Here is a 20,764-nt window from a genome sequence, read left to right on the forward strand (position 1 = left end):
TTTCCAGCCTCGACATACGGGCGTAACACTGGGGCATGCCCTCACCCTCACGGTTCTTCCCGCCACGGGTGCTGTACGGCCGCGACGCCGAGCAGGACGCCCTGCTGCGATTACTCGACGCCGCCCGTGGCGGATCCGGGGGGGCCGCGATCCTGCGGGGCGCGCGGGGGACGGGGAAGAGCGCGCTGCTCGACGTCGTGGCGGATCACGCGAGCCGCCGTCCCGACGGCACCGGTGTCGTCGACGGCACCCGCGGCGGCCGTGGCATCGGTGTCACTGGCGGCACCGGCGGCGTCGGCGGCGTCGGCGGCCCCGAGGGCACGAACGGCAACGGGCGCGGCGGCGCGACCGGTGGCCCGATCGGCGGCCCGACCGGTGACGGGCGCCGGAAGGGTTTCGTCGTGCTCAGGGTCCGCGGCACCGAGGTCGAGTCGCGCCTGCCGTACGCCGGGCTGCACGGCCTGCTCCGCCCGATCGCCGACCGGCTGGCGGCCCTGCCCGCCTCCCAGGCCGCGGCGCTCACGGGAGCGCTGGAGCTGGGCGCGGCCGAGGACGGGCTGGTACTCCCCGCGGCGGTGCTCAACCTCCTGACGGCGGTCGGCGGCCCGGTGCTGGCCTGCGTCGACGACGTCCATCATCTCGACGCGCCCAGCCGGGAGGCGCTCTTCTTCGCGGCACGGCGGCTGGCGGGCGAACCGGTCGTGCTGCTGTTCGGGGTCGACGACGGCACCGGCGGCGGCACCGGAGGCACCGGAGGCACCGCCAACGCCGTCAACGCCGGGAACACCGGGCACGCCGGGCACGCCGGGCACGCCGGGAACACCGACGTCCCGGGCGACATACCGGTGTTCGAGCTGGGCGTCCTGGGCTCCGACGCCGCCAGGCGGCTGGTCGACGATCTGGTGCCGGGCCTGCCCGACGACGTGCGGGCGTCTCTGCTGCAGGTCGCCCGCGGCAACCCGCTCGCGCTCGGGGAACTCGCCCGCTCCCTCGGCCCCGACCAGGTCTCCGGCGCCGCCGCCCCGCCCGAGACGCTGCCCAGGAACGGCAGGCTCTGGCGCGCGTACGCCGAACGGCTGGCGCGGCTGCCGGCGGGCACCGCGGACATGCTCCTGCTGCTCGCGGCCGATCCCGACCTGGAGACGGCCACGCTGGCCGCGGCCGCCGAACCGGAGTGCGCGCTGAGCGCGCTCGAACCCGCGGAGCGGGCCGGTGTGATCGTCCGCGTGGCCGCGCCCGGTGGCGACCGCTACGACTTCCGCGAGCCGGCGATGCGGGAGGTGGTCTACGGCGACGCCTCCCTGGCCCGGCGCCGCGTCGCGCACCGCCTGCTCGCGGGCGTGCTCGGCCAGGACCACCAGCGCCTGCGGCGGGCCTGGCACCGGGCCGCCGCCCTGGACGGCCCCGCCGGGCCGCTGGCCGACGAGCTGGCCGCGGCCGCCTCCGCGGCCGGCTCCCAGGACGGTCACCCGGCGCCCTACCTGGCCTTCGAGCGGGCGGCCGAGCTGACCGCCCACGGTGACCTCAAGGCCGCGCGGCTGGCCGCCGCGGCCCGCCGGGCCTGGCACGCCGGGCTGCCCCGGCGTGCCCGCTCGCTGCTGTCCCGCCTGAACTCGCTGACGGTCTCCGAGGAGGTACGCGGCCAGGCCGAGCTGATCCGCGGCAACCTCGAGCTGCGCAGCGGGAAGACCGCCAGCGCCGGGGACGACCTGATGGCGGCGGCGGAGTCGCTGGCGGGCAGGGACCGGGAGCAGGCCGTCCGGGTGCTCATCCGCGCGGGCGAGGCGAGCTACCTGGCCGGCGACAATCTCCGTTACCTGGACATAGCGCGGCGGGCCGAGGCCCTGCGCCGCCCGGACGACCCGGCGGCCGTCCAGCTGATGTTCGAGTACCTGGCCGGTACGGCGGCGACCTTCGGCGGCCGGCACCGGCAGGCGGCGGGGCCGCTCCGCCGGGTGCTGGAGCTGGCTCCCCTGGCGCGTACCCCGTCGGTGCTGATCTGGGCGGGCGTGGCCGGCATGCTGCTCGGCGACGACGTGCAGGCGGTGCGGTTGTGCAACCGGGCGGTGGAGACGGCGCGCGCCCGCGGGGCGGTCTCCACGGTCGCGCAGGTGCTGGAGTTCATGGTCCAGGCCGAGATCTGGACGGGTCGCTACGCCTCCATCACCGCCAACGCGGTCGAGGGGCTCCGGCTCGCCCAGGAGTGCGGCCGGCCCAACAGCGCCGGCCAGCACCTGGGGTGGCTGGCCCTCACCGCGGCGGTCGAGGGGGACGAGGAGACGTGCGCGATCAGGGCCGCGGGCGCCATCGAGCTGGCGGGCGCGCACGGCCTGGGTGTGGCGGGGGCGCTGGGCAACTGGGCGCTGGCCCATGCCGACCTCGCGGCGGGGCGGCACGCCGACGCGGCCAAGCGGCTGCGCGCCACGGCGGCCCGGGGGGACGGGGCCGGCGGCCACCCCGTGGTGCAGGTCCTCTCCACGCCCCACTTCGTCGAGGCCGCCGCGCGCACCGGCGACCGGGAGGAGGCCCGGCAGGCGCTGCGGGTGCTGGACCGCTGGGTGGGCAGCACCCGCAGTCCCGACCGGCGCGCGGTGGCGACCCGCTGTCACGCGCTGCTGGCCGGCCCCGGGGACGCCGAGGAGCGCTACCAGGCCGCCCTCGAACTGCACCGCCAGGGCTTCTCCGAGTTCGAGACGGCCCGTACCCAGTTGCTCTTCGGCAGCGCGCTGCGCAGGAACCGGCGTCCCGGCGCGGCCAGGGAGCACCTGCACAGCGCACTGGAGACGTTCGAGCGGTTCGGCGCCCGGCGCTGGGCCGAGCAGGCGCGGGCCGAGCTGCGCGGGGCGGGCGAGGCGGTGCGGACGCCCCGCGCGGGCGGGGTGGGGAGGCTCACCGCGCAGCAGTACCAGATCGCGCGGATCGTCGCGGACGGCGCCACCAACCGGGAGGTGGCGGCCCTGCTGTACCTGAGCCCAAGGACGGTCGAGCACCACCTGAGGAACATCTTCGCCAGGCTTGACATCCGCTCGCGGGTGGAACTCGTGCGCCTCATGTCCTGATATACCGCCCTACAAGGGATTTAACGGTATGGACAGCACGGGTGATTTCACCGATGCACTCCGGGGCTGACACGAAGAAAGTGGCGTCTGTCAGAAACCCGCGGGGTCACCCGGTGGCGCCGGACCGCACACCGCCGTCGGCGACGGACCGGCGCGCGACGAACGGCCGCCGGTTCCGGCGCATCGTCGCCGTGGTCTCCCCCACAGGAACGGAGTACAGCAACGTGCAGTCGTACAGCACCACCCCCCAGGCCTCCGCGCCCAGGCGTACGCGCCGGGCGACGGCGGCGGCCACGCTGACCCTCGCACTCGCTCTGCTCGGCACCGGCGGGACCCTCGCCCCCGCCGCGCAGGCCGCCGCGGCTCCCGCCACCCAGACCGCCGCCCTGGGCCCCTACGACCGGGGCCCCAACCCGACCAACGCCATCCTCGAGGCGGCCAGGGGGCCGTTCGCGATCGCCGACACCACCGTCTCCTCCCTGCAGGTGACCGGCTTCGGCGGGGGGACGATCTACTACCCGACCAGCACGAGCGAGGGGACGTTCGGCGGGATCGCGGTCTCTCCCGGCTACACCGCGAGCAGGTCGACCATGGCCTCGTTCGCCTCACGGCTGGCCTCCCACGGCTTCGTCGTCTTCAACATCGACACCCTCACCCGCTCCGACCAGCCCGCCAGCCGCGGCCGGCAGTTGCTGGCCGCGCTCGACTACCTGACCCAGCGCAGCTCGGTCGCCTCGCGCGTCGACGCCAACCGGCTCGGCGTGGCCGGGCACTCCATGGGCGGCGGCGGCACCCTGTCGGCCGCGAACAGCCGTCCGCAGCTCCAGGCGGCCATCCCGCTGACCCCCTGGCACACCACCAAGAGCTGGACGGGCGTCCGGGTGCCCACGATGGTGATCGGCGCCGAGAACGACGCGATCGCCTCGGTGAACTCGCACGCCAAGCCGTTCTACAACAGCATCCCGGCCTCCTCGGAGAAGGCCTACCTGGAGCTCAACAACGCCGGGCACACCGCGCCGAACACCTCCAACACCACGATCGCCAAGTACAGCGTCGCGTGGATGAAGCGCTTCGTCGACGACGACGTCCGCTACGACCAGTTCCTCTGCCCGGTGCCGTCGACCAGCACGACCATCTCCGCCTACCAGGGCACCTGCCCGCACTCCTAGGGGAGCCGTACCTCACGCAGGACCCGACGGCGGCCGCGCTCGCGGCCGCCGTCGGCGTACCCCGCCCCGTGGCCCGCCGGAAGATCGTCATACGATGGTTTCCCCCCGATTGATCGATTACCGTCGTGGGGCAATAAGGTTTACGGTCTATGTCCGGGAACGAAGGTCGACGCGCGCGTGACGGCGCTCTGTGGCTCATCGCCGCCGGGATCGTGTCCACCGTCGTGACCGGGTTCGTCCTGCTGCTGAGCGGCTACCTCGACCCGGTCCCGGACACGGTCCCTCCCGCCGTCGCCCTCCCGCCCGCGCCGGTGACCCCGACCCCGCCGCCGGTGCCGTCCCCGGCGCCCGGCCCCGCCGACGCCACCGGTTCCGCCGACGGCACCGGTCCCGGCGCCGCCGATCCCGCCCTCGCGCCGGCGGAGAAGCCGCTCCTGCTCGCCAACGGCCGCCAGCAGCCGCTGCGGGTGAAGGTGCCCCGCAGGGCCAAGGGCCGCTACGCCGTCGCCCCCGGTGAGGCCCGCGCCCCCGGCCGCAAGGGCAGGGTGATCCGGTACGCGGTGGAGGTCGAGCGCGGCCTGCCCTTCCGGACGGACGAGTTCGCCGCCGAGGTGCACCGCATCCTCAACGACCGGCGCGGGTGGGGGTACCGGTTCACCCGGGTGGCGCGCGGCCGGGTCGAGCTGAGGGTCTCGCTGACCAGCCCCCGCACCGCCGACCGCGAGTGCCTGCCGATGCGGGTCGTGTCCACGCTGTCCTGCTGGAACGGCGAGCGCGCCGTGATCAACGCCGACCGGTGGAACACCGGGGCGCTGGGCTACGGCCGGGACGTGGCCTCCTACCGGGAGTACGTCGTCAACCACGAGGTCGGCCACGGCCTCGGGCACGGGCACGTGTCCTGCCCGGGACCGGGCAGGCGGGCGCCGGTGATGCTCCAGCAGACCAAGTCCCTCTACGGCTGCCGCCCCAACCCCTGGCCGTTCCCCCGGCGCTGAGGAGCCGGCCCTTCCGGCGCCACGCAAGAGGTATGCACGGTAGGTGCCGGTTTCACCGTACGGCAAAGCCGTCGCCCGGAGGGATTCACCGCCCCTTCCCGGGGCACCCGGTAGGCATGCGAGTAGTAGTCGTCGGCGCGACGGGAAACGTGGGCACGAGCGTGGTCTCGGCCCTCGTCGCCGATCAGAACGTCACATCCATCGTGGGCCTGGCCCGGAGGGCACCGGACTGGCATCCGCCCAAGACCACCTGGCAGGCCGTCGACATCACCTCCGGCGACCTGACCCCGCACTTCGAGGGCGCCGACGCGGTCGTCCACCTGGCGTGGCTGTTCCAGCCCACCCGCGACCCGATCACCACCTGGCGCAACAACGTCCTGGGCGGCATCCGGGTCTTCGAGGCCGTCGCGCGGGCCGGGGTGCCGGCGCTGGTGTACGCCTCCTCGGTCGGCGCCTACTCCTCGGCCCCCAAGGACCGTTCCGTCACCGAGGACTGGCCGACGCACGGCTGGCCCGGCGCCTCCTACGGCCGGGAGAAGGCGTACATGGAACGGGTGCTCGACGTGCTCGAACGCGATCACCCGGGCATGAGGGTGGTCCGGATGCGGCCGGGCTTCATCTTCAAGCGGGAGGCGTCGGTCGGGCAGCGACGACTGTTCGGCGGGCCGTTCATCCCGCAGCGGCTGGTACGCCCCGGCCTGATCCCGGTCGTGCCGAACACCCCCGGGCTCCGTTTCCAGGTGGTCCACAGCGCCGACATCGGCGAGGCCTTCAGGCTGGCGGTGACCCGCCCGGTGTCGGGCGCCTTCAACATCGCCGCGGACCCGGTGATCGAGCCCGCGGTCCTGGCCGAGATGCTCGGCGCCAAGCTGGTCCCCGTCTCGGGATGGGCGCTCCGGAGCACGGTCGCGGCGGCCTGGCACCTGCGGCTGGTCCCGGCCTCGCCGGGCCTGGTCGACCTGGTGCTCAGGATGCCGATCATGGACGTCGGCCGCGCCCGCACCGAGCTGGGCTGGGAGCCGCGCCACACCGCGGTCGAGGCCATGGAGGACCTCTTCGAGGGCCTGCGTCACCCCGAGGGGATGAACACCCCTCCGCTGGCGCCGCACACCGGCGGCCCGGCCCGCCTGGGCGAGCTGCGCACCGGCATCGGCGGGCGTCCCTGACTCCCGCCCGGAGTGACCGGGCCGCCGGGCGTCGCGCCGCCGCAGGCGCGGGTACCCGGCGTGCGGCGCCCGTCGCGCGGACCCTCCGTTTGAAGATCGCCGAGCCCGCGCCGGGCGAGTAGGCCGGCCCCGGTCACCCCCGGACGGTGAAGGAGCCGCTGATGACCACCGACCCGACGATGGCCCGGATCGGCCAGGGGGTGGAGCTGCATCACCACCGGGGCCGGCGGGACGACGCCCGCGACCTGTTCGCGCGGATCTGGGACGACATCGGCGGCGAGCAGGGCGACCCGCTGCGCGTCTGCGTCCTCGCCCACTCGATGGCCGACGTGCAGGACGACGTGCGCGAGGAGCTGATGTGGGACCTGCGGGCGCTCGCCGCCGCCGAGCTGGTCACCGATGAGATGGTGGCACGGGCCGGGGTGCCGCTCTCGGTGGCCGGCCTGTACCCGTCGCTGCACCTCAACCTGAGCGACTGCTACCGCGAGCTGGGCGACCTCGACCGCGCCCGCGAGCACCTCCGGCAGGCGCGGGCCGGGATCGGCGCACTGGGTGACGACGAGTACGGCACGCTCATCAGGGGCGGCCTGGAGCGGCTGTCCGAGGAGCTGGGCGGAGCCTGTCTGACCCGCTGCCGCCCCCACCGGCGGCCGCACACCCGGGCGGCCCGCCGGTGTCCTGACGCGATCGTCAGACGCAGTTCAGCCAGCCGCTTGAGCTGAAGATGTCGTTCATGCCCCAAGGCCTGAGATCGTTCACCCGGAACCCACTACCGCCCGTGTCGTCGTAGGGGACGATCAACGCGCCCCCTCCGCTGTTGATGTCCTCCCACAGGATCGCATCGCATCTCGTCTCATTATTGACCAAGGAACTGGCCATGTCGTTCACGCCGCTCCCGCTGATCACCGGTCCTGAACCCCAGAGGTAGTAGAGCCGGTCGTCCACGTAGCTGGAGTCGGCATTGTAGTAGTCATGTCTGCCGCCGACCCTGTTCTCGTGTTCGAAAACGCACATCTCCCCGCCGCCGCACCAGCCGTCGTGCTCATCCGCCAGCGCCGGCGTAGCGGAGACGACGGCCAGTGAGGCACCCAGCGCGATTCCGGCTAGAGCCGCGACGACTCGGGTCATCGCATGTGTGACACGCATCATACTCCCAGGAAAGTCTCCGATAAGGGGCTTCATCAGGCTGGTCATGGCTACGGCCGCCCGCCCTGCAGGAGGATCTCGGTGTTGCGCAGGAGGGCCTCCCGGTTCCGTGCGAGCGCCTTGAGTTCATCGGCGTGCTGCTCGAGCAGCTGCTTCTCGTTCGCGATCTGCGCCTCCGAAAGCCGCACCGCGTAACCCGATCGGTCCTTGCACTCCATATCGGCGGTGGCGACCTTGCGCTCCTCCTCGCTCACCGCGGCGACGGGCTGCCTGCCCCATCGAGAGTCGTTCCAGGCCTCCTCGGGGGTGGCGTAGGCGTACCCGCCCTGTTTCATGCATGCGCTCCAGTCGGTCGCTGCCCGCATGACCTCGGCATCCTTCCTGGCCGACGCCGCCGCTTTGGCCATCAGTTGCCAGACCAGGAGTCTGTTCGCCCGAGGCGCCTTTGAGGACAGGATCTGGCCGGCCTCTCTGGTGCATCCCCCCTCGGGGGCCTTGACGCCGCTGCTCAGGGTCACGCCACCACCGGTCAGGGCTCGGCGTTCCTCCATGGGCACGGCTCGCACCTGCTCCTCGGTCGGACGGTTCCGGGAGGTCGGATCCGGCTCCACCGCATAACCGTTGCGCGCGGCCCGGGCGGGCTCGATGTAAAGGTAACGCCGGCTCGTGATGAGCTCCGGCCCCGCCTCCTTGGACTCCACGGTCTTGAAATCCGTGAAGCCGAGACGCCTCATGCAGGAGGAGACCAGGGCGGCCCGGGCGGCGGTCATGTTTCTGCGCTGCTCCGCGGTGTCGACATACACCGACAACGGCGATTTCTCGTCCACAGGCGCGGTGTTCATGCCCTGAAGCCGAGCCGTGTACGTCCCGACCGAGGTTTCACCACCACAAGCTGCGAGCCCCCATAAAAGCGTCAAACCGCCGACCAGAGTCACGGCGTTTCTGGACAGATTAACCACAGGCGAACCTCCAGCTCTCGTCTCTCCACGCGGCTGCGCCGTCAATGACGCGGCCGGACAGCCATTTCCGCCTGACTGGCGATCGCCGTTCATCGGTCACGAACCGCACCAGGACAGGTCTCTCACATGAGGCGATCCGTCGGGCCTGGCCAGAATCCGAACCGTCCCCTCAGAGTGAAGGATCACCGTGTCCTGCGGGTCGGTACCGAGATTGACACCATGACTGGCACAGCCTTGCCGCTGTTGATGATTACTCAGACCGGACACGAGAATCAAGGAGAAAAAACAACCTTTTCCCTTGATTCATTTGGGCCAACGTGTTCATGATGTGCCGGCCGTGGTCCGCAGGGACCTGCCGTGCCGAACCCGAGTGAGACCGGAGCCATGCGGGAACAGAAAAACTTTCGGATCACACCCCCTCCACTGCCCGTCTCGGCCGCTCAAGTCAAGGTTTCACAGGTCTTGACGCAACCTCTTCGGCAGCCCAGATCGAACGAGCCCGGCGAACCGATGACCACACCTCGAGCACGTGGCCAGGAAGGCCGACTTAAGAGGAGTCACCGAAACGCCCGTTCCATGTGATCTGCGCACTGACGCCTCACCCCCTCTTTCACGCGGAGGCCGGCACCCTCGACCGTCTCTTTTCTCACGCATCCTCCATGACCACCAGAAAAATATCAAGAAGAGTCCCGGCGATTGTCCATGCGTCGGACCGCCATTACCGAACGTGCTCGACGACCGGCTGACCAGCTGAAATCGTCTTTCGGTCTTCGGGCCATACCGCTTTTCCACGGGAGCGCCACCGCTTCACACAGGCGTCCGGCCAGCCCGGGACCGCGGCAAAGTCCGCAGACGACGCGCAGGCTCTCGATCCAGGCATCGGCATGTTCACCGGGACCGTGACGAATAATCCGTTCATCGGGAACTCGTTCACATCGCCGGGCGAACAGCGCACCCGCGATCATGCTTTGACCCGCATCGGCCCACCCAGGATGAATGCCCCTCACCGCTTGTGACGCATTGACTCCGGTGACGCGTACAAGAAAACGCACGTCCGGCGAGAACATCTCATCTTCCTCACATCGGAAGGCGTCGTCCCGGACAGGGCGGCATTGGCAAAGAAAAAACAACACCTCTCTTGATCATACTTACTTCTCGTGGTACCCCTTAGGCGAGATCGCTCTCCGTGCGGCCGGTGACGGCCTCAATGTCTGCCCGGTCCCGTCCGGCCGTCTACGTGAAACCCCCTTCCCCGCAGACCGCCCTTTGAGGAGCGCAGAGTTCTTGAGACGTCCATGCATTCTCCTGTTGTCCGCCGCCCTGGTGACCACCACGATTTCCGTCGCGGAAGTGATGTCCGGCGCCGGCAGCGCCGCCGCCGCGCCCGCGCCGGTGAAAGAAACGCCCGCGCCGGCAGAGGAACGTTTGTCGGTCGAGCCGTCACAGCGCGACAAGGTCCTTTCCCAGGACTGGATGACGTCGAACGACCTGGCCGTCACGGCGACGGGTGACGCCACCGGATTCCACATTCTGGGGGCGAGGTCACGTGACGGCTATTCGTGGCGCACGATCGCGACGCTCAGCGAGCCCGGTATGGAAACGGATCAATGGGTGGGCAACACCTGCCTGACGAGTTCGGGACGTCAGGTCGTCGCGACGTACGCCCCCCGGCACTTCACCAACCGCGCGTGGCTGTTCAGCAGGGGCGCCTTCGCCGCCGTCGTCGACGTGAGAAGTGGCAAGGTCACCAAACTCAAGGACCAGGTGAGCCTCGCCTACTACAACCCGGGATGCGGCTCGGACGACAAGGTCGCCTTCACGCAGGGCACCACCGACGACCGCAGGACGACGCGCCTGTTCACCGTGGACACCGCCTCGAAGTCGGTCACGCGACCGATCGTCCTCGAAGGGCAGGTGACCTCCGCCACCGCCGTCGCGGACGGCATCGTCGCGGCGTCCGGGAACCGGCTGGTGGAGGTCGAGCGGTCGGGAAGGCTCAAGACGCTGGCCACAGCCGACTCGGTGCCGTTCAACATCCGCCCGACGGCCGACGGGGGCGTCGCGTTCATGGACGAGAGCAGCGGCGAGGCGTCCGTCAAGCACTACCGCGAGGGCTCGGTGAGGGTGCTCGCCTCGGGCCGCCTCGGGGACGTCGCCCTGCACTCGGGAACCGACGGAAGGGTCTTCGTCACGGGGGGCGCCCGGCAGCGAGGCACGCTGCCCTCTCTCGTGTCGCTCGTCGGCGGCGCGCCGGGAGCGGGGGCCGTCTCCTCCGAGGGCGGCCTGCTGATCAAGAGCGCGGCGCGGCGAGGGCTCAGGCGCGACCTTCAGAGCGACCCGGCGGACACGGGTTTCCCGGGGAAGGTCCGGGAGAGACACGACGCGGAACTCGTCGACATCGACGCCCAGGCCCCACGGACGCGATCATCGCTCACCTTCGCGATAGCCCCCACGCGGGCGAGCACCTCGGAGTCCGGCCGCGCCGCGAGTCCGCGGTTGGCCAAGGCGCGGGCGGAGGTCGCATCGAGAGCCGCGACCGCGACCGGGACGATCGATCAGAACTACTCCTGCTCCGTGCCGCGTAACGATCCCAAGACGCAGGTGTACCAGCCGCACTGGCGCCAGGTGGAGTGGGCGGTCGATCAGCTGGTCTTCAAGGACCGGCTGCAGGTGTGGCGCCAGCAGGACTGGAAGGGCTCGGGCGTTCCCCAGTGGAACCCGCAGGACACGTTCCCCGCGCCCGACCTGGCGGGGGGCGGGCGGATCCCGGTCTCCGTCATGTTCGGCATCCTCGCGCAGGAGTCGAACCTTTGGCAGGCGCAACGGGACGTGCTCCCCGGGGAGACGGGCAACCCCCTCGTGGGCAACTACTACGGCGTCAAGATCTATGACGACGAACCCGCGAACGACTGGGACATCGATTTCAAGAACGCCGACTGCGGATACGGCATCACCCAGCAGACCGATCACATGCGCCGGGCCGGGCACGCGAGGGACGGGGAGTGGCTCTGGGCTCCCGAGACCCAGCGCAGGGTCGCCCTGGACTACGTGACGAACATCGCCGCCGGCATGGCCACCCTCGCCGAGAAGTGGAACCAGATATACAACGACACCGGCGGCGCGGTGAAGGTGAACAACGGCGATCCCGCGAAGATCGAGAACTGGTACCTGGCGATCTGGGCCTACAACAGCGGCTGGTATCCCAAGGCGCAGGCGGGCGCGCACGGCGGCGCCTGGGGCGTCGGCTGGACCAACAACCCGAAGAACCCGGACTACCTCATGGGACGTCGCCCCTTCCTCGACAACAACTCCTATCCCGACGCGGCGCACCCGCAGCACTGGCCGTACCAGGAGAAGGTCCTGGGCTGGTCGGCCTGGCCCATCGCCAAGAGCTACTACAACACCACCACGGGTCAGTGGGTCACCGAGGGCGGGTACAACTACGCGTGGTGGAACACGGTGCAGAACCGTCGCAGCATGGTGCCGCTCACGTCGCCCGACACCGTGAACCTGGACGCGTTCTGCTCGGCCGACAACGAATGCCAGGCCGGCTCGGGCGACTGCACCAGAACCGACCGGAAATGCTGGTGGCATTCACCGAAGATGTGGAAGACCTGCCCCGCGGAGTGCGGCAACGAGGCGGAACTCCGGTACAACGCGTCCTATGCCGGCACCGAACGCGCCGAGCCGAGCGACCAGTGGACACCGTGTCTCACCCCGGGGCTGCCACCGGTGACCGGCGACACGACGAAAACGCTGATCGTCGACGACGTTCCCAGTTCCGTACCGCCGATCCGCGGCGGCAACTGTTCCAATTCCGGATGGACCAACTCCGGGACCCTGTCGTTCGACTTCGAGCAGGACACCACGGGCGACGTACCCGGGCGGGCCGACTTCCAGCAACTCGGCAACGGATTCGGCGGCCATCTGTGGTGGGGGTACTCCCGAAGCGGCGCGCACAGGGGCGCGGCCATGAAGGTGACCGGCACCTGGGAGCTCAACCAGCAGATCAACGGCTGGGCGCGAGTGATCGTGCACGTCCCGAAACGGAGGGCGGAGACCCAGCAGGCTCCGTACACCGTCAACCTCGGTAACGGCCAGTCCGAGACCCGGTACCTTTCCCAGGGCAGGGAGGAGAACGCCTGGCACAACCTCGGCGTCTTCCAGTTCGCCGGAACGCCCAAGGTGTCGCTGACCAACCTGAACCTGGAGGGTCACGGTACGGCGGCGGTCGCCTGGGACGCCATCGCCTTCCAGGTCCTCGCGAAGAAACCGAAACACTTCGTCGTCGGCATGGGCGACTCCTTCGCATCGGGAGAAGGAGCCGGGAACTACTACCCCGAGACCGACACGGGTTACAAGAGCGTCCGGTGGAACGCCTGCCGTCGGAGCAAGGACGCCTGGATAAGGCAGACCGTCCTGCCGGGCGAGACGCAGACCGTCGGCCAGCTCGCCGACTCCTTCAGTCCGAAGATGGATTTCGCGTTCGTGGCCTGTTCCGGTGCGACCACGCTGGACATGACGTTGCAGGAGTACCAGTACACCATCGATCCACTCGGTGACTGGTCGGCCTATCGGAACGACGCCGAGGGGAGATTCAGGGAGGTGGCCCAGCTGGAGAGCGGGTTCCTCAACAAGAACACCACGCTGGTCACCCTGTCGATAGGCGGGAACGACGCGAAGTTCAGCGACGTGATCAGCAATTGTTACATAATCTCGTGTTACAGCTCCGGCCACGAAAACAACATCAAGTCCGATATCACGCACGCGGTGAACGACCGAATGGCATTAGGTCTTCCGGCGAATGTCAAGAACATTCTCCAACGAATCGAGGACAAGGCGGCCAATGCCTCCCCGGGGCGGGGAAAGAAGGCGAAGATCGTCCTCATGGGGTATCCCGACATCGCCGGTCCGGGGATGTCGTGTCCGGAGTTCGACGACTCGGAGAGAGCGATGTTCCAGCGCCTCACCGAGCACTTCACGGCCCAGGAGGTCGCCGTGGCACAGGCGGCCAAGTCCGCCGGCCTGGAGGTGTCCTTCGCCGACCCGTTGCCCGCGTTCCAGGGGCACGGCGCGTGCAGAAACCCCTCCCCCCTCGAAGAGACCTGGATAAACTACATTAATTTCAACAAAACCGGCCCAGGTGACTTCGAGGACTTCTGGGACGGGTGTGTGGCAGACGGACTGCGATGCGCGAGCCGAACATCCCTCCACCCGAACGGAAAAGGCGCCCGGGCGTTCGCCGCCGTTCTTGAGGGGCATCTGGCTCATCCGGCCGTGAAATACACGGGATGGTGAACCAGGCCGGCGCCGGTGCGAGAATCTCGTACCGGCGCCTTCCGGCACGGCCGGCCGGTACGCGGACGAGGTGAACGGTGGAGGATGATGCGCAGGTCCCGGAAGTCGATCGGAGGCTGCGCGGATGTCTTCTCGCCGCCGCGGTGATCGCCGTCCTGTGCTTCCTGGGACCGCTGCTCCTCTACTACCTCTATCAGAGGAGCGCGATCGTCTCGGCCGAACGGAGCACTCTGAGGGTCACCACCGTGTTCGCCGAGAAGGTGGTGAGCGAGGGGAGCGTCAGCGACCTCTCGGTCCGGCGGATCGACGGTTCCATAGCCGAGGTGTCCGTGTTCTCATCGGAACGGACCGCCACGGCCCTGGTCGTGTCGGTGAGCGCGTTCTCCACGCGGGGGACGCTGCTGGGAACGAGCCCGTTCACCCGCTGCCACACGGTGTCGTTCACCATGATCGATCCTGCCCGTCCGCGCTATTCGATCGAGCCGCTTCCCGGATGTGCGTACGAATACGATTAGAGCTCGCCGGGCCTCCAGGGGCGATCGGACAGTGCGAGGTGTGCGGGCGGTCGGCGGCGGGTGCGAGAACCTCCGGCAAGGGATGATCGGGAGCCACCGTGACGATCGAAGGCCGCCTGGGCGGGCAGGAGGTGCCCGGGACGGCTGCCTCGTCAGCGGGTCGCCGCCGCGCCGGGCGCCGGACCCTCCGGCTTCTCAGGAAGGACAGGCGATGGGCAGGATCCTCGTGGGCACGGCCTCGTGGACGCATCGGTCGCTGCTGGAGTCGGGCTGGTACCCCGGCGACGCCTCGGACCCGGCGAAACGCCTGGCCTACTACGCGTCGAGGTTCCCGGTGGTCGAGGTGGACGCCACCTACTACCACCCGCCGTCGCTGGGCACCGTGCGGGGCTGGCGGGACCGCACCCCGCCCGGCTTCACCTTCGACGTCAAGGCGTTCTCCCTGCTCACCGGGCACCCCACGCGACCGGCCTCGCTGTACAAGGACCTGCAGGAGGAACTGGGGGCGCCCCCGCAGCGCAACCTCTACCTCAAGGACGTGCCGCCGGAGATCACCGAGGAGGTGTGGTGGCGCTTCCTGGAGACGCTGGAGCCGCTGCACGCGTCGGGCAGGCTGGGGGCGGTGCTCTTCCAGTTCCCGCCGTGGTTCCCGATCGGCGAGGGTCCCCGTCGCTACGTCCTGGAGTGCGCCCGGCGCTGCGCGCCGATGCGGATCAGCGTGGAGTTCCGCAACCACACCTGGATGGACGAGGACAACCGCGAGGAGACCCTGGCGTTCCTCGCCGAGCACGATCTTCCGTACGTGGGGGTCGACATGCCGCAGGGGCACGCCTCGTCGATGCCACCGATCCTCGCCGCGACCTCCGACCTCGCCGTGGTGCGGCTGCACGGGCACTCCGAGAGGTGGACCAGCAAGAACATCGACGAGCGGTTCCGGTACCTGTACTCCGAGGACGAGCTCCGGCGATGGGCGGCCAGGGTCGGGGAGCTCTCCGAACGGGCGAAGGTCACCCACGTCCTGTTCAACAACTGCTGCGCGGACAACTCCCAGCGCAACGCCTCCCGGTTCCGCGAACTCGTCGGCGGCCTCGAGGGACCGGCCCGGTGGGACGGGCGGGAGGGACGGGACGGCCCGGAGGGGGCGGCGGGCACGGACCTGCAGACGGCGCTGGAGATCGACTGACGCCGGCCGGCGTACCGCGGGCGCGCCGGCCGGCGGCGGCCCGCCGCCGGCGCGGTGGCACCGGTGAGGCGGAACGCCACCCGCCGGGGCGGGCAGGGACGCTACCTGCTGGCCTGCCGGCGCCGCGATCCGGCCAGGGCGGTCCTGCGCTCCTCGGGGGTGGTGCCGCCCCACACGCCGTCCATCTGCTGGGTGTTCATGGCGTACTCAAGGCAGCGTCCCCGCACCGGGCAGCGGCGGCACACGGCCCTGGCCCGTTCGTACTGTTCCCGCCCGGGTCCCTCGTAGGACACGGGGAAGAAGAGCTCGGGATCCTCGTTGAGGCAGGACGAGCGGCGGGACCAGTGGATGATCGGGATGACGTTGCTCTTAAGAGGCATGGCGATCCAATTGGGTGAGAACGACTCGAATACCAACGGCTCAGGTTGAGGATCGCGTGCCCGCTGTATTGGTATTCATACCTTTTCTGAAGAAAAATCGGGCGGCCTTGACCGATGGTTTCTCCCGGGCCGGAAGGCCCGGGGCCGGTCCCGCTACCGCTCGGCGCGCGCCCGCTCGTTGGGCACGCAGTGGGTCATCCTCAGGCCTGCCACGTCACGCGGCCCGTTCTTGCCGAGCCTGGAGAGCCGCTCGCGGTCCTTCTCGCCCAGGTCCTGGCTCGCCAGCGGCTCCAGGTGGGAGACGTCGTCGGGACCGATCCCGAGCCCCTCGCCGACCTTGAGGCCGAGGTCGTCCTCGACCAGCAGGAAGTGCCAGACCATGCGCTCCTGAACGGGGCGCGAGGCCTGCGAGAGCATGTCGATCATGTTGGCCACGAGGTCGTCGCGCTCCCACTGCTCCATGAGCAGGTAGCGCTGGCCCGCCTGGGTGTAGTCGTCGGTACGCGGGATGCGCTCGCGGGTCAGCCGCCCGGAGATGACCGGGCCCTGCTCGTCGAGGGTGGGGTACCGCGCCTCGCGCAGGCCGCCGGTGATCGACGGCTCGTAGTTGACGTGCGGGTTCTCGCCCTGCCCGTCGACGTGGTAGGTCATCTGGCCGTCGCGCTGGTTGGTGCGCACCTCGGCGTTCCTGGCCTGGTTGACCGGGAGCTGGAGGTAGTTCGGGCCCACCCGGTAGCGCTGGGTGTCGCTGTAGGAGAACGTCCGGCCCACCAGCATCTTGTCGTCGGAGAAGTCGAGGCCGTCGACCAGGACGCCGGTGCCGAAGGAGATCTGCTCGTTCTCGGCGAAGTTGTTCGAGACGTTGCGGTCCAGCACCATCCTGCCGACGGGCAGCGCCGGGAACTCGTTCTCCGGCCAGACCTTGGTGTCGTCCAGCGGGTCGAAGTCCAGCTCGGGGTGATCGTCGTCGCTCATGATCTGCACGACCAGCTCCCACTCGGGGAAGTCGCCGCGGTCGATCGCGTCGCGCAGGTCCTTGGTGGCGTGCCCGAGCTCGTTCGCCTGTACGGCGGCGGCGTCCTCGGCGGTCATGCTGCGGACGCCCTGCTTGGGCATCCAGTGGTACTTCACCAGGTGGGTCTCGCCCTCGGCGTTCACCCACTTGTAGGTGTTGACGCCGAATCCCTGCATGTGGCGGTAGTCCGAGGGGATGCCCCGCGGGCTGAACAGGTTGACGAGCATGTGCATGCTCTCCGGCGTCTGCGACATGAAGTCGAAGATCCGGCCGGGCTCCTGCCGGAACGTCACCGGGTCGGGCTTGAGGGCGTGGATCACGTCGGGGAACTTGATGGCGTCCCTGATGAAGAAGACGGCCAGGTTGTTGCCGACCAGGTCCCAGTTGCCGTCCTCGGTGTAGAACTTCACCGCGAACCCGCGCGGGTCCCGGGCGGCCTCCGAGGAGTCCCTGCCGCCGATGACCGTGGAGAACCGGACGGCCAGATCGGTGCGCTTGCCGGCCTCCTGGAACAGCTTGGCCCTGGTGTAGCGGCCGATCGGCTCGTCACCGAGCCTGCCGTAGGCCTCGAAGTAGCCGTAGGCGGTCGTTCCCCTGGCGTGGACCACCCGCTCGGGGATGCGCTCACGGTCGAAGTGGCTGATCTTCTCCAGGAACTGGTAGTTCTCCAGCGTGGCCGGGCCCCTCGCACCGACCGTCCGCTGGTTCTGGTTGTCGTGGACCGGGTGTCCCTGCCGGTTGGTGAGGACCGGACGGTCGTCGTCCGGCTGAGACCCCTTGCTCGAAACATCCGTCATGATGACGCTTCACCCCTGCCACAATCGTTTCCGACATACAGCTACATATCAGTACATGTTGCTTTCTAACCGGCACGCACTGATTTAGAGCTGTATGGGAAAGAATCTTCGGAGGACGAGGGAAACTTTGCCCGCGCCGGGTGGCCGCCCGGCCCCGGATGTGCGAGCCGGACGGGACGCCCCGGTCCTCGGCGGGCCTCGGCCGTGGCCCGTTCTCAGCGGGCCTTGGCGGTGGCCCGCCGGTTGGCCTTCTGGATGGCCGAGACCAGCTCCTGCTTCGTCATCGTGGAGCGCCCCTTGACCTCCAGGCGCCTGGCCACCTCGTACAGGTGCTGCTTGGAGGCGTTGGCGTCCACCCCCTCGGCGGTCCTGCCCGACGTGGGCCTGGTCCTGGCGGCGCGGGCGTCCGAGGGGCCCTTGCTCTCCTTGGGCTCCCAGTGGTCGCCGACCTTCTCGAAGGAGTGCTTGAGCGCCGCGAACGCCGTGCGGTGGGCCCGCTCCCCCTCCCCGTAGGTCTCCACCGCGGAGTCATGGGCCTTGATCCACGTCTCCTGCGCCTTCTTCGGCGACCGCTGCAGGGTGCTCGGAAGCTCCTCACGTGCCGGCATCGTTCGATCACCTCTCTCGTGGCGGATCACGATCTCAGCGACCTCATGCCCGCCCGATCGCCGATCATGCCCCCGGCGCCCGCAGGGCCGCCGACGACGCTCCCGGCGCCCGTACGGCATCCCGACGCCCCGGCGCCCGTGCGGCGCCGACGACGCTCTCAGCGTCCGCGCAGCAGGGACAGCACGGCCCGCTCCATGGCGCCGTGCGTGGCGAGCTGCCCGAAGTCGCTCTCGGCGCCCAGCCGGCCCAGCGCGCGGGCGACGGTCCTGCCCCGGTGGTAGGCCTCGATCACGCGCGGATCGACGTAGGAGGCGCGCGCCACCGCCGGGGTGTTGCCCAGGTACTCGGCCACCTCGGCGATCACCCGGTTGACCGCGCGTATCCTGCCCGTCCTGGACCGGGCCCGGACCGAGACGGCCAGGCCCACGGCGGCCAGCACCGTGGCGTGCCAGGTCCTGAAGTCCTTGGCGGAGGTCTCGAAGTCGAGCGTCTCGCGCAGGTAGGCGTTGATGTCGTCGCTGCGCACGTCGACCCAGCGCGAGCCGTCCCGGTAGCGCAGCAGCTCCCCCTCGTCCGCGGCGTCGTGCAGCTCGGTGATCACCTTGCACACGTCCGCGTCGATGATCTCCAGCTCGCGGAACCTGCCGCTCTTGGCCGGGTAGGCGCACGAGACGCGCCCGGCCGAGCAGGTGACGTGCTCCATCCTGAGCGTGGCCAGCCCGAACGACTCGTACGCCTCCCCGCCCACCCGGAAGAACCCGATGTCGAGCATCCGCGCCGCGGCGGCGAGCACCCGCTCGCGGGTCGGCCCGTCCTGCTCCAGGTGCTCGGCCACCCGCTCCCTGAACTTCGGAAGCCGCTCGGCCATCCGCCGTACCCGCTCGAACTTCGCCCGGTCCTGCTCCTCGCGCCACCGGTCGTGGTAGCGGTACTGCCTGCGCCCGGCCGCGTCGGTGCCGACCGCCTGGATGTGGCCGTCGCGCGACCGGCAGATCCACACGTCGGTCCAGGCCGGCGGCAGGGCCAGCGCCCTGATCCGGTCGAGGGTACGGCGGTCGCGCACCTTCGTCCCGTTGGGGTGGTGGTAGCTGAAGCCCCTTCCCCGGCGCCGGCGCACGATGCCGGGCTCGGTCGGGTCACTCTGCGTCAGTTCGCTCACGGGCGCCCCTCTACCCCGTGACGGGCGTCCTACCGGTCAGGCCGTCGAGGCCGGGCGCCGACAGGTGCAGCACCTCGTACCGCTCGGTGGCGTCCTCGTCGGCGGGGACGGCCTCCTGCCACAGCACGAACCGCAGCAGCCGCCAGTCCCGGGCGTCGAGGGCCAGGGCCGCGGTGTGCACGCCCTCGCGCCGCGCGAATTCCTCCAGCCGTCCGGTCTCCCCGGCGATCCGGGCGGACAGGCCAAGGCCGGTGCCGTCCGGGTCCGGGTCGGCCGGGAGCGCGGTGACGAGGCGGGAGGCGGCCGCCGGGGGCGTGGCGCGGGCGGGTCCGGCCACGACGGCCAGGCCCGTCCAGTGCTGGACGGGCGGGCGGCCGAAGTCGCGGACGATGCCCTGGAAACCGCCCCCGCCGACCAGGAAGTGGGCCGCCGCGCCCACGTCGTTCCACAGGTAGAAAGGGGCGTACTGGTTGACCGGGGAGCCGCCGGAGCCGCGTTCGCGGATCAGGTAGGCCTTCAGGCCCAGTCCGGCGCGGTCGTCCAGCAGGTGGCCGGCGCGGGCGACCCGCTCGCGGATGATCCGCATGTCGTAGCCGGCGGGGAGGGTGATCTCGTACTGCTCGGCGTACACGGGGATGCGCCTGCCTTCGTCTCGTCGCCGGGGTGGAGGGGACGCGCGGGTCAGGCGCCGGGACGGGCGTGGGCGTCGAGCAGCCCCAGCACGCCGTCGACGGCCTGGGTGAACGGCTCGGCGGAACCCGCTGCGCGGGCCAGCACGTACCCGCCCTGGAGCACCGCCACGACGGCGCAGGCCGTGGCGGCCGGATCGAGCGTGGCCGCCAGCTCGCCGCGGTCCCGGCCCTCGGCCAGGATCCCGGCGAGCCGGTCGCGCAGCCAGGCGAACGTCTCCTCGACGGGACGGCGCAACGCCGGATCGGCGATCACGTCCGGGTCCTGGGTGAGGCGGCCGATCGGGCAGCCCCTCAGGACGTCGCGCTCGCGCCGCAGGTAGGCGGTGATCCGCTCCACCGCCGTCCCGGGACCGGCGAGCCGGGCCTCGGCGGTGGCCCGCATCTCCTCGGCGGTACGGCCGATGGCGGCCAGCGCCAGGTCCGGCTTGCCGGCGAAGTGGTGGTACATGCTGCCCTGGCCGACCCCGGCCCGCCGCTGGATGGCCCGGGGGCTGGTGCCCACGTAGCCGCGCTCCCACAGCAGCTCGCGGGTGCTGGCGATGAGATCTTCCGACGCGCTCACACGACGAGTGTACATACCAGTAGGTACAACTTCGACGCGAGCGTTCCGGAGACGGTCCCG

Annotated in this window: 17 protein-coding genes; 8 read left to right on the forward strand and 9 right to left on the reverse strand. The window is 70.3% G+C overall.

The genetic code is table 11. The features are described 5' to 3' along the window. The first annotated feature begins 35 nt into the window (after window positions 1-35). The 5 genes from AB0G16_RS19670 to AB0G16_RS19690 all read left to right on the forward strand — a co-directional run bounded on the left by AB0G16_RS19670 (window position 36) and on the right by AB0G16_RS19690 (window position 7,111). Complete coding sequence (locus tag AB0G16_RS19670; RefSeq protein ID WP_362806500.1) at window positions 36-3,059, forward strand: LuxR C-terminal-related transcriptional regulator; 3,024 nt, start codon at window positions 36-38, stop codon at window positions 3,057-3,059. Between the two features lie 314 nt (window positions 3,060-3,373). Further along, window positions 3,374-4,228 (forward strand): dienelactone hydrolase family protein, encoded by an 855-nt coding sequence (locus AB0G16_RS19675; RefSeq protein ID WP_362806667.1) that lies wholly within the window; start codon window positions 3,374-3,376, stop codon window positions 4,226-4,228. Between the two features lie 149 nt (window positions 4,229-4,377). Continuing rightward, complete coding sequence (locus tag AB0G16_RS19680; protein ID WP_362806502.1) at window positions 4,378-5,223, forward strand: DUF3152 domain-containing protein; 846 nt, start codon at window positions 4,378-4,380, stop codon at window positions 5,221-5,223. Window positions 5,224-5,339: 116 nt separating this feature from the next. Continuing rightward, complete coding sequence (locus tag AB0G16_RS19685) at window positions 5,340-6,389, forward strand: NAD-dependent epimerase/dehydratase family protein (protein ID WP_362806504.1); 1,050 nt, start codon at window positions 5,340-5,342, stop codon at window positions 6,387-6,389. A 161-nt stretch (window positions 6,390-6,550) separates the two neighbouring features. Continuing rightward, window positions 6,551-7,111, forward strand: a complete 561-nt coding sequence (locus tag AB0G16_RS19690) for a hypothetical protein (RefSeq protein WP_362806506.1) — start codon at window positions 6,551-6,553, stop codon at window positions 7,109-7,111. On the opposite strand, the gene AB0G16_RS19695 is transcribed toward AB0G16_RS19690, so the two are convergent. The 3 genes from AB0G16_RS19695 to AB0G16_RS19705 form a co-directional block, all read right to left on the reverse strand. Next, complete coding sequence (locus AB0G16_RS19695) at window positions 7,080-7,583, reverse strand: peptidase inhibitor family I36 protein (protein WP_362806508.1); 504 nt, start codon at window positions 7,581-7,583, stop codon at window positions 7,080-7,082. The two genes, AB0G16_RS19690 and AB0G16_RS19695, sit on opposite strands and share 32 nt — an antisense overlap. A gap of 2 nt (window positions 7,584-7,585) precedes the next feature. Further along, window positions 7,586-8,377, reverse strand: a complete 792-nt coding sequence (locus AB0G16_RS19700) for a hypothetical protein (RefSeq protein WP_362806510.1) — start codon at window positions 8,375-8,377, stop codon at window positions 7,586-7,588. Between the two features lie 794 nt (window positions 8,378-9,171). Beyond that, complete coding sequence (locus AB0G16_RS19705) at window positions 9,172-9,561, reverse strand: hypothetical protein (protein WP_362806512.1); 390 nt, start codon at window positions 9,559-9,561, stop codon at window positions 9,172-9,174. Between the two features lie 406 nt (window positions 9,562-9,967). Between AB0G16_RS19705 and AB0G16_RS19710 the strand changes: the two genes are divergently transcribed. From AB0G16_RS19710 to AB0G16_RS19720, 3 genes are all read left to right on the forward strand, one after another. After that, window positions 9,968-13,792 (forward strand): SGNH/GDSL hydrolase family protein, encoded by a 3,825-nt coding sequence (locus AB0G16_RS19710; protein ID WP_362806514.1) that lies wholly within the window; start codon window positions 9,968-9,970, stop codon window positions 13,790-13,792. Window positions 13,793-13,869: 77 nt separating this feature from the next. Then, on the forward strand, window positions 13,870-14,307 hold the full coding sequence (locus AB0G16_RS19715; RefSeq protein ID WP_362806516.1) for a hypothetical protein: 438 nt from the start codon (window positions 13,870-13,872) through the stop codon (window positions 14,305-14,307). Window positions 14,308-14,518: 211 nt separating this feature from the next. Next, complete coding sequence (locus AB0G16_RS19720; RefSeq protein ID WP_362806518.1) at window positions 14,519-15,490, forward strand: DUF72 domain-containing protein; 972 nt, start codon at window positions 14,519-14,521, stop codon at window positions 15,488-15,490. Between the two features lie 101 nt (window positions 15,491-15,591). On the opposite strand, the gene AB0G16_RS19725 is transcribed toward AB0G16_RS19720, so the two are convergent. From AB0G16_RS19725 to AB0G16_RS19750, 6 genes are all read right to left on the reverse strand, one after another. Then, window positions 15,592-15,870 carry a WhiB family transcriptional regulator gene (locus AB0G16_RS19725; protein ID WP_362806520.1) on the reverse strand — a complete coding sequence of 93 codons (279 nt, stop codon included), beginning with the start codon at window positions 15,868-15,870 and terminating at the stop codon, window positions 15,592-15,594. A 153-nt stretch (window positions 15,871-16,023) separates the two neighbouring features. After that, on the reverse strand, window positions 16,024-17,682 hold the full coding sequence (locus tag AB0G16_RS19730; protein WP_362806522.1) for a catalase: 1,659 nt from the start codon (window positions 17,680-17,682) through the stop codon (window positions 16,024-16,026). 215 nt (window positions 17,683-17,897) lie between these two features. After that, window positions 17,898-18,290 carry a ChaB family protein gene (locus tag AB0G16_RS19735; protein WP_362806525.1) on the reverse strand — a complete coding sequence of 131 codons (393 nt, stop codon included), beginning with the start codon at window positions 18,288-18,290 and terminating at the stop codon, window positions 17,898-17,900. 158 nt (window positions 18,291-18,448) lie between these two features. Then, window positions 18,449-19,450 (reverse strand): DNA topoisomerase IB, encoded by a 1,002-nt coding sequence (locus tag AB0G16_RS19740; protein WP_362806527.1) that lies wholly within the window; start codon window positions 19,448-19,450, stop codon window positions 18,449-18,451. A 10-nt stretch (window positions 19,451-19,460) separates the two neighbouring features. After that, the gene (locus AB0G16_RS19745) at window positions 19,461-20,081 is read right to left on the reverse strand and encodes a DUF4865 family protein (RefSeq protein WP_362806529.1); all 621 of its coding nucleotides are present in this window, start codon (window positions 20,079-20,081) and stop codon (window positions 19,461-19,463) included. A gap of 50 nt (window positions 20,082-20,131) precedes the next feature. Further along, on the reverse strand, window positions 20,132-20,704 hold the full coding sequence (locus tag AB0G16_RS19750; protein ID WP_362806531.1) for a TetR/AcrR family transcriptional regulator: 573 nt from the start codon (window positions 20,702-20,704) through the stop codon (window positions 20,132-20,134). Window positions 20,705-20,764: the final 60 nt, after the last annotated feature.

Origin of the sequence: Streptosporangium sp. NPDC023615, from assembly GCF_040640155.1 — a bacterium.
Taxonomy (GTDB): domain Bacteria; phylum Actinomycetota; class Actinomycetes; order Streptosporangiales; family Streptosporangiaceae; genus Streptosporangium.

What these genes read in the sequence shown, in the direction of transcription:
- AB0G16_RS19690 (WP_362806506.1), top strand. Translation starts at nt 6,551, where the DNA reads ATGACCACCGACCCGACGATGGCCCGGATCGGCCAGGGGGTGGAGCTG.
- AB0G16_RS19735 (WP_362806525.1), bottom strand. Translation starts at nt 18,290, where the DNA reads ATGCCGGCACGTGAGGAGCTTCCGAGCACCCTGCAGCGGTCGCCGAAG.
- AB0G16_RS19670 (WP_362806500.1), top strand. Translation starts at nt 36, where the DNA reads ATGCCCTCACCCTCACGGTTCTTCCCGCCACGGGTGCTGTACGGCCGC.
- AB0G16_RS19680 (WP_362806502.1), top strand. Translation starts at nt 4,378, where the DNA reads ATGTCCGGGAACGAAGGTCGACGCGCGCGTGACGGCGCTCTGTGGCTC.
- AB0G16_RS19730 (WP_362806522.1), bottom strand. Translation starts at nt 17,682, where the DNA reads ATGACGGATGTTTCGAGCAAGGGGTCTCAGCCGGACGACGACCGTCCG.
- AB0G16_RS19720 (WP_362806518.1), top strand. Translation starts at nt 14,519, where the DNA reads ATGGGCAGGATCCTCGTGGGCACGGCCTCGTGGACGCATCGGTCGCTG.
- AB0G16_RS19700 (WP_362806510.1), bottom strand. Translation starts at nt 8,377, where the DNA reads ATGAACACCGCGCCTGTGGACGAGAAATCGCCGTTGTCGGTGTATGTC.
- AB0G16_RS19685 (WP_362806504.1), top strand. Translation starts at nt 5,340, where the DNA reads ATGCGAGTAGTAGTCGTCGGCGCGACGGGAAACGTGGGCACGAGCGTG.
- AB0G16_RS19695 (WP_362806508.1), bottom strand. Translation starts at nt 7,583, where the DNA reads ATGACCAGCCTGATGAAGCCCCTTATCGGAGACTTTCCTGGGAGTATG.
- AB0G16_RS19725 (WP_362806520.1), bottom strand. Translation starts at nt 15,870, where the DNA reads ATGCCTCTTAAGAGCAACGTCATCCCGATCATCCACTGGTCCCGCCGC.
- AB0G16_RS19705 (WP_362806512.1), bottom strand. Translation starts at nt 9,561, where the DNA reads ATGTTCTCGCCGGACGTGCGTTTTCTTGTACGCGTCACCGGAGTCAAT.
- AB0G16_RS19710 (WP_362806514.1), top strand. Translation starts at nt 9,968, where the DNA reads ATGACGTCGAACGACCTGGCCGTCACGGCGACGGGTGACGCCACCGGA.